This is a genomic window from Nocardia sp. NPDC023852 (assembly GCF_040639505.1).
In the GTDB taxonomy this organism is placed as follows: domain Bacteria; phylum Actinomycetota; class Actinomycetes; order Mycobacteriales; family Mycobacteriaceae; genus Nocardia.
In genome coordinates, this window is the sequence record NZ_JBFAAB010000015.1 from 168,674 (window position 1) to 176,631 (window position 7,958).

At 68.1% G+C, this 7,958-nt stretch carries 9 protein-coding genes; 4 read left to right on the forward strand and 5 right to left on the reverse strand.

Features of this window, described 5'->3' with window-relative positions; translation table 11 throughout:
- Positions 1-11: 11 nt before the first annotated feature.
- Both AB0H00_RS20790 and AB0H00_RS20795 read right to left on the reverse strand, forming a co-directional pair.
- Positions 12-686, reverse strand: coding sequence for a Crp/Fnr family transcriptional regulator (locus AB0H00_RS20790; RefSeq protein WP_019044571.1), 675 nt, complete (start codon positions 684-686; stop codon positions 12-14).
- Between the two features lie 220 nt (positions 687-906).
- A complete protein-coding gene (locus tag AB0H00_RS20795; RefSeq protein WP_327111777.1) occupies positions 907-1,134 on the reverse strand; it encodes a hypothetical protein in 228 nt (75 codons plus the stop codon).
- 259 nt (positions 1,135-1,393) lie between these two features.
- Here AB0H00_RS20795 and nth point away from each other — a divergent pair, with 259 nt between their 5' ends.
- From nth to AB0H00_RS20815, 4 genes are all read left to right on the forward strand, one after another.
- A complete protein-coding gene (gene nth, locus AB0H00_RS20800) occupies positions 1,394-2,074 on the forward strand; it encodes an endonuclease III (RefSeq protein WP_357268439.1) in 681 nt (226 codons plus the stop codon).
- A gap of 71 nt (positions 2,075-2,145) precedes the next feature.
- Complete coding sequence (locus tag AB0H00_RS20805; RefSeq protein WP_357268399.1) at positions 2,146-2,733, forward strand: TlpA disulfide reductase family protein; 588 nt, start codon at positions 2,146-2,148, stop codon at positions 2,731-2,733.
- 82 nt (positions 2,734-2,815) lie between these two features.
- The gene (locus tag AB0H00_RS20810) at positions 2,816-3,532 is read left to right on the forward strand and encodes a CoA pyrophosphatase (RefSeq protein WP_357268401.1); all 717 of its coding nucleotides are present in this window, start codon (positions 2,816-2,818) and stop codon (positions 3,530-3,532) included.
- Positions 3,529-4,722, forward strand: coding sequence for a MarP family serine protease (locus AB0H00_RS20815; RefSeq protein WP_357268403.1), 1,194 nt, complete (start codon positions 3,529-3,531; stop codon positions 4,720-4,722). The genes AB0H00_RS20810 and AB0H00_RS20815 overlap by 4 nt, the downstream gene beginning before the upstream one ends.
- 51 nt (positions 4,723-4,773) lie before the next feature.
- Here AB0H00_RS20815 and AB0H00_RS20820 read toward each other — a convergent pair whose 3' ends face one another.
- The 3 genes from AB0H00_RS20820 to nhaA all read right to left on the reverse strand — a co-directional run bounded on the left by AB0H00_RS20820 (position 4,774) and on the right by nhaA (position 7,672).
- Positions 4,774-5,709, reverse strand: coding sequence for an alpha/beta hydrolase (locus tag AB0H00_RS20820; RefSeq protein ID WP_357268405.1), 936 nt, complete (start codon positions 5,707-5,709; stop codon positions 4,774-4,776).
- Between the two features lie 45 nt (positions 5,710-5,754).
- Positions 5,755-6,261 (reverse strand): phage holin family protein, encoded by a 507-nt coding sequence (locus AB0H00_RS20825; RefSeq protein WP_357268407.1) that lies wholly within the window; start codon positions 6,259-6,261, stop codon positions 5,755-5,757.
- Positions 6,262-6,454: 193 nt separating this feature from the next.
- A complete protein-coding gene (gene nhaA / locus AB0H00_RS20830) occupies positions 6,455-7,672 on the reverse strand; it encodes a Na+/H+ antiporter NhaA (protein WP_357268441.1) in 1,218 nt (405 codons plus the stop codon).
- Positions 7,673-7,958 lie beyond the last annotated feature (286 nt).

Here is a 7,958-nt window from a genome sequence, read left to right on the forward strand (position 1 = left end):
CGGTGCGAGCGTTACCGCGCGCGGCGAGCGAGCCGCTCGGAGTCCGAGATGAGCACGCTCTTACCCTCCAGCCGCAGCCAGCCGCGATGTGCGAAGTCGGCGAGCGCCTTGTTCACGGTCTCGCGGGAGGCGCCGACCAGCTGGGCGATCTCCTCCTGGGTCAGGTCATGGGTAACCCGCAGGGCGCCCGCCTCCTGGGTGCCGAAGCGCTGCGCGAGCTGCAGCAGCGCCTTGGCGACCCGGCCGGGAACGTCGGTGAAGATCAGGTCGGCCAGGTTGTTGTTGGTGCGCCGCAGGCGGCGGGCGAGCACGCGGAGCAGCTGCTCGGCGATCTCGGGGCGCTGGTCGATCCAAGCCTTGAGGGCGTCGCGGTCCATTGTCACGGCGCGGACCTCGGTCACCGTGGTCGCGGTGGAGGTGCGCGGGCCGGGATCGAAGATCGACAGCTCACCGAACATATCGGACGGGCCCATGATGGTCAGCAGGTTCTCCCGGCCATCGGGCGAGCGACGACCGATCTTCACCTTGCCGGACGTGATGATGTACAGCCGGTCGCCGGGCTCACCTTCGTTGAAGATGACATGGCCGCGCGGGAAATCCACGGGCTGCAGCTGCTTGGCGAGGGCGGCCACCGCAGTGGGCTCGACGCCCTGGAAGATGCCTGCTCTGGCGAGGGCCTCGTCCACGAATGTGCTCCTTATGGGAAATGGCTCTGTACTGGACCGAAGCGACTCGGCCAACAGCGCAGTCTACGCGGCATGATGACAGCGTAGTGACAGACACCACGTAATGAGTGAATTGCGCGGCGCAGCGGAGAACCGTACCAGTGTCCGATCGGCGGCGTTCGAGAGTCCCTTCGTGGTTACGCAAGCTGCCGCCGCCGCCGGGACCGTCGCTTGCGCCGTGTCAGCTTGCCCGGGCCACATCCAGCTCCTCGCCGCGGGAGCGGCGCCTACGCATCCGGGCCACGGCCGCCGGCAGACCGAGCTTCGTCAGCTCCTTCACCTCGGCGTTGCTTGCGTTGTCCAGGTACTGCTGAACCTCTTCGTCGGGTTCGAGAAGCTTGCTGAGTCGATTCTCGACCCGCTCCATGCCCAGTGCGAACAGCATCAACACCACTGGGAAGAGCGCCACAGCGAGTCCTTGCATGTCGAGCAGTAAACACGGTCCAGGTCTCAGATGGAACACGGCAACCCAACTGGAAGGGCAACGTTGTCCGCCGGTTACGTATGGTGGACGCGTGCGAGTTTCCCCCTCCATCGCCGCCGGGAACGGGCTTTCGCCTGCCCCCGAGGCCTCCGATCCGCAGCCGGTCGCTGCCGCGGCTCCGAAACGGAAAACCAGGGCGCGACAGGCGGAAACCCGGCTCGGGCTGGTCCGGAGAGCGCGCCGGATGAACCGGGAACTCGCGGTCGCTTTCCCGGATGCGCACTGTGAGCTGGATTTCACCACTCCGCTCGAATTGGCGGTCGCGACAATACTTTCCGCGCAGTGCACCGATGAGCGCGTGAATCTCACCACCCCGGCGGTGTTCGCGCGCTACCCGGACGCCCGCGCCTACGCCGAGGCAAACCGCGCAGAGCTGGAGGAATACCTCCGACCCACCGGGTTCTACCGGAACAAAACCACCGCTCTGATCGGCCTCGGGCAGACGCTGCTCGAGCAGCATGATGGTGAATTGCCTCACACCCTGGTGGAACTCGTTCGTTTGCCCGGGATCGGACGCAAGACCGCCAACGTCATCCTCGGTAACGCGTTCGGAGTGCCAGGCATCACGGTCGATACCCATTTCGGCCGCTTGGTGCGCCGCTGGCAGTGGACCGCCGAGGAAGATCCGGTGAAGGTCGAACACATCGTCGGCGCGCTGATCGAGCGCAAGGAATGGACGATGCTGTCGCACCGGGTGATCTTTCACGGGCGCCGCGTGTGCCATGCTCGCAAACCGGCGTGCGGTGCGTGCATCCTGGCCAAGGACTGCCCGTCGTTCGGGACCGGGCCGACCGATCCGGAGGCCGCTGCCAAACTTGTGAAGGGGCCGGAGCGGGAGCATCTGCTCGAGCTGGTGGGCCGGTGAGCTCGAAGCCCTCCGGCGGTAGAGGGGCAGCGTACAGGTGGCGTTGGGCACTTGCCGGTCTCGTGGTGGTAGTGGCGCTCGCGATCGCGGTGTGGCCGCGCGAGGGTGATGACAACGACGTGAACTCGGGTCGCGAACGGCCGACGCGCGCCGCGTCCGGCGTGTCGGAGGACCTGCGCGCCGCGGCCGGCTTGTCCTCCTGCCCGCAACCCGCGCGAGGCTCCGGCGGAAACGGCCCGCTGGCAGGCATCACCCTGGAATGCCTGGCAGACGGCAGACCGGTCGACCTGGCCGCCGGCCTGGCGGGCAAGCCGGCCCTGCTGAACCTCTGGGCCTACTGGTGTGCACCGTGTGCCCAAGAGTTGCCGTATTTGCAGCAATTCGCACAGCGCGCCGGGAACGCGATTACGGTGCTGACCGTGCACAGCGACCCCGACGAGGCCAAGGCACTGTCCAGGCTGAGTGGACTGAGCGTGAAGCTGTCCGGCGTGCTCGATGCGGACGCGCGGGTGCGCACGGCCGTCGGCGCCCCCGCGGTGCTGCCGGTTTCGGTGCTGCTGCGGGCCGACGGCTCGGTTGCCGAGGTTGTGGTGCGTGCCTTCAACGGGGTCGATGACATCGCGAACACCGTCGCGGGCGAGCTTGGAGTGGCCGCATGACACTGCGGGTGGACAGATCGGTGGTGGAGGTGTTTGTGCGGGCGTTCAATCGGGTCGGCGGCGTCGTGCGGGGAGATGCGACATGACCATCCCTGTGCCAGAAGACATTCCGAAGTGGCTGAGTAGATCGGCCGACCCGGCTGCCGACACCGCCGACACCTTGACGGTGGCCCGCGCACTGCGCAGAGCCGTGACCGTGACCTCGACGCCGCGGCAGGCCGCGGTGCTCGTGCTGTTCGGCGGCTCGGCCGACGCGGACCCGGAGGCGCCCGGCGGACTGCCCGCGGACGCGGAGGTACTGCTGACCCAGCGCGCGTCCACCATGCGCCAGCATCGCGGTCAGGTCGCTTTCCCCGGCGGCGAGGTGGATCCCGACGACACCGGGCCGATAGACACCGCACTGCGTGAAGCCTGGGAGGAGACCGGACTCGACCGCAAGGGCGTGCAACCTGTCGCCGTACTTCCGAAACTGTTCGTGCCGCCGTCCCGGTTCGACGTGACGCCGGTTGTCGCATACTGGCGCACGCCCAGCGAGGTCCGTGTGGTGAACGAGAGCGAGACCGAGCGTGTCGTGCGTGTTCCGGTCGCCCAGCTGCTCGATCCGGCGAACCGCTTCCTGGTCAAGAGCACCCTCGGCTACCAGAGCTCGGCATTCCAGGTGGATGGAATGTTGGTCTGGGGACTGACCGGCGGGATCCTCGGCGGGATCTTCAGAGCCGCGGGTTGGGAACGCGAGTGGGACCACGAGGACGTTCGTGACCTGGAGACCGCACTCGCCGCCGTGGGGATGACGTTATGAGCTCGTCGGCCTGGCTCGACATCGCGGTGGTGCTGCTTGCGCTGCTTGCCGCCTCCTCGGGGTGGCGACAGGGCGCGGTGGCCTCCGCGCTCGCCTTCCTCGGCGTGGTACTCGGCGCGGTCGCGGGCATCCTGATCGCGCCGCACGTCCTGGTCCACGTCGACGAGGGCCGCACCAGGGTGCTCACCGGCGTGCTGCTCATCGTGGTGCTGGTGATCGTCGGCGAGGTCGCTGGCATGGTGCTCGGGCGCGCTGCCCGCAGCGGCATGCGCCACCCGTTCACGCGCAGCGTGGACAGTGTGGTCGGCGCCGTGCTGCAGGCGGTGGCCGTCCTGGTCACCGCGTGGCTGCTCGCGTTGCCGTTGGCCACCTCGTCGCAACCGGCCGTCGCGACCGCGATCAACGGTTCCCGCGTGCTCGCCGACGTCAACGACGTCGCGCCGAACTGGTTGCGCCGCCTGCCCAACGAGTTCTCCAAACTGCTCAACACCTCCGGTCTGCCGGATGTGATCGGGCCGTTCGGCCGCGCGCCGATCGCGGCCGTCGAACCACCCGATCCGAGCGTGCTTGCCAGCCCGGTCGCGGCGTCGTTGCAGCAGAGCGTGCTGCGCATTCGCGGTGTCGCACCGAGTTGTCAACGGGCGCTGGAGGGTTCGGGCTTCGTGATCGCCCCGGAGCGGGTGATGACCAACGCCCACGTCGTCGCGGGCACCACCAGCGTCGCGGTGGACACCCCGCGTGGCCCGCTGGACGCCAATGTGGTGCTGTTCGACCCGTCCGAGGACGTCGCGGTGCTCGCGGTGCCCGGGCTGACCGCGCCGGCGGTCGGGCAGGCGCCCGCGCCTGCGCGTTCGGGGGACAGTGCCATCGTGCTCGGCTACCCGGGTGGCGGCCCTTACACGGCCAGCGCGGCCCGCGTCCGCGAGACACTGGATCTCACCGGCCCGACCATCTACCGCAACGGCACCGTGGAGCGCGAGGTCTACACCGTCCGCGGCCAGGTCAGGGCGGGCAATTCCGGCGGGCCGCTGGTGGATACGGACGGGCAGGTACTCGGCGTGGTCTTCGGCGCCGCCGTCACCGACGACGACACCGGCTACGTGCTCACGCTCGCGGAGGTCCGCGCCCAGCTCGACGCGGCCGGCGGTATCAACGCCCCGGTCGACACCGGCGCCTGCGTCCTCAGCTGATCGAGTCCCTGGCCACGCACGTGCGTGGCCAGGGAAGCACTCGCGAAAAGCTCAGGCGAGGAGTTTGGCCAGCTCCGTCGTGACGGCGTCCGGGTTCTCCTGATGGGCGAAGTGGCCCGCCGCTGGAATGGCGACCAGGCGTCGTTCCGGCGATAGGTGATGACCGCGGCGAACCGTGCCGGTCAGCACATACGGGTCGAGGTCGCCGCGCATGGCCAGCACCGGGATGTGAATGGGTTCGCGCATGGTCGCCATGAACCGGCGGCCGTCCGGGCGCCACTGGCTGCGGAACGCCCAGCGCTGATACTCCAGCGCACAGTGCGCCGCGCCGGGGATCCGGATGGCCGACCGCATCCGCCGCGCGGTGTCGACGAATTCGGCGGTGCCCGACCAGCCCGCACTCACCCGCTGCCGCAGCAGCCGTTCCACCTCGATGCCATCGGCGGTGGTCAACAGGTGCTCGCCGTAGCGCGGGAGTTGGTAGCGCAGGAAATTCGGCAGCCAGGCCGCGCGCTGGCGGCGGTTGCGCAATACGGCGCTCTTCAGCGCCGACGGATGCGGCGAGCCCACCAACGCGATCGAGCGGACCAGCCGCGGGTGCAGCACGGCGGTCGTCCAGCAGACCAGCCCGCCGTCGGCATGCCCGACCAGCGTGGCGTCGGTGTAACCGAGTGCGCGGATGAGCCCGGCGATGTCACCCGCCAATGTCCAGCCGTCGTAGCCACGCGGGGGTTTGTCGCTGTCGCCGTAGCCGCGCAGGTCGACAGCGACGGCACGGTAGCCGAGGTCGGCAAGGCCGGTCAGCTGGTTACGCCAGGACCACCAGAAGTCGGCGAATCCGTGTAGCAGCACGACGAGCGGGGCGTCGGAACGCCCGGTGGCCGCCTCGACGACATGGAATCGAATGCCGTTGGCATGAACATCCCGATGCGTCCACGGTCCGTCGTAGCGGACGCTGGACGGGTCCGGAAGTAAGTTCGACGACACGGCGATCGAGCCTAGTAGCCGCCGTACCCGCCTGCTAACGCGCGCCTAGGATGTCTGCTTCTCCAACCCGAGGTGGTCATCATGCGCGGATCCGCCGAGGCCGTGCGGCAGCACCGTGCGCGCCTGCTTGAGTGAGTCGATCGTCTTCTCCGGCGCGCGAAGCTTCTTCACCCGCAGATAGCCGAGCAACGCGAGCATCGCGGTCGCCACGATCATCAGCAGGAAGACGATCAGGAAGGCGGCCCAGCGCACCAGCCACACGTCGAGGAGTTCACCGACGAAGAAGAAAAAGAAGAAGGTGCTGAACAGCAGGACGGTCAGGGCGAGGATGAAGTAGACACTGCCCTGGACGCCCTTCTTGATCTCGCCGGTGACCTCGGCCTTGGCCAGTTCGACCTCGGCGCGGACCAGGGTCGACATCTGCTCGGTGGCGTCGCGGACCAGGCTCCCGAAGCTCGCGGAGCCGAGGGGATCGGCGTCCGACAGGGGAATGGAGGTTACCGTACGACCGCGCTGTGCGTCGTTCCCGTTACCGCCGTGGTTGAAACTCACTTGGTCGACCCTTCTCCCTGTCCCGGCACTGCTTCGGCTCTGTTCTCTCCGCGGCGCTCCCGGTGCCCTTCGTGGTCACGCAGGCTACCGCCTCCGGGCACATCGCTCGCGCCGCTCTGTTCTCTCCGCGGCGCTCCCGGTGCCCTTCGTGGTCACGCAGGCTACCGCCTCCGGGCACATCGCTCGCGCCGCATTACTCTTCACGTTGTAGCGCACGCCGGTCTCGCCGCGCTTGGTGGACACGCCCACGCCGCAACAGTAGCGCCGAACCCGCGAGCGACGCCGTCATCGACGTGACCAACACAGCGGCCTTCGCCAACTCGACGGCGGAGCCGTCTCCGACGTCGCCCAGCGCGAGTTCCGCCATGAGAAGGCTAACCGTGAAGCCGATCGCGCCGAGCACCGACAGGGCGAACATATCCCGGTACCCAAGCCCCATCGGGCGTTTCGCGATACCCAATCGGATTGCGGCCCAGCTGATCCCGAAGATGCCCGCGGTCTTGCCCAGCAGCAAGCCGAGAATAACGGCCAATGCGAGCCTATCGGTGAACAGCTCGCCGAACACCCTGGTATCCAACGGAACTCCCGACGCGAACAGCGCGAACAGCGGGACACACAGTCCTGCGGAGATCGGCTGGATCAAGTGTTCGAGCCGGGTGGCGGGCGCCTGCCTCTCGCCTGGGTCCGGCCGCACCCTGGTGAGCAGGCCGAGCACCACGCCCGCCAGGGTCGGGTGAATTCCCGCCTCATGTAGCGCGTACCAGGACACCAGTGCCAGCGGGACATAGAGGACTGGCGTGCTGATCCGTTTGTGCTGGGCAAGCGCCCACCCACCGAAGCAGGCCGTGGCGGCGAGCAACCACAGCAGCGACAGCGCGGCGGTGAACAGTACCGCGATCAGGACGATCGCCAATAGGTCGTCGACCACTGCGAGACTGAGCAGGAACACGCGCGCGCTTGCCGGGATGCGCGAGCCCGTCATCGCGAGCACGGCCAGCGCGAACGCGATGTCGGTGGCGACCGGGATGGCCCAGCCACGCTCCATGCCTGGGATGCCGAAGCCGACCGCCGACGCGAGCAGGGCGGGGGTCACCACGCCGCCGACCGCCGCGACGATCGGTAGCGCGGCGCGCCTGCGGTCGGCCAGTTCGCCGACGACGAATTCGCGTTTGAGCTCGAGGCCCGCGACGAAGAAGAAGATCGCGAGCAGGCCGTTCTTGGTCCAGTCGGCCAGGGTCCATTCCAGGTGCAGATGCTGGATGCCCACGACCGTCTCGGTCATCCGCAGGTAGCTGTCGGCCCACGGCGAATTCGCCCACAGCAACGCGACAGCTGCCGCGATCAGAAGCAATGCGCCGCCGACGGTTTCGGTGCGCAGATAGCGGGTTAGCTCCGAGCGCACCTGCGTGATCACGGGAAACCTTTCGACGGAACGGTCAGGGCGAGCGGACGCGTTCCCATCAAATCCGTTTTCGGGTACGCGACCGCGCGCCGACCAGACTTCCCGGCACACCTTACGCAATTCTAACGGACACGGCCGCCGTCCGTCACCGGCCGTAAGATGCTGTGTTCGCCCGTCTCGAGTCAGGCTTTGCCCGTCCGGATCGCTTCGAATACTTTCGGGTCGACCAGGGTGGAGGTGTCGCCGAGTTGGCGTCCTTCGGCGATGTCGCGGAGCAGGCGGCGCATGATCTTGC

Excerpts from the sequence above, each read along its gene's own strand:
- nth (WP_357268439.1), top strand. The coding sequence starts at position 1,394 with ATGAACCGGGAACTCGCGGTCGCTTTCCCGGATGCGCACTGTGAGCTG.
- AB0H00_RS20810 (WP_357268401.1), top strand. The coding sequence starts at position 2,816 with ATGACCATCCCTGTGCCAGAAGACATTCCGAAGTGGCTGAGTAGATCG.
- AB0H00_RS20815 (WP_357268403.1), top strand. The coding sequence starts at position 3,529 with ATGAGCTCGTCGGCCTGGCTCGACATCGCGGTGGTGCTGCTTGCGCTG.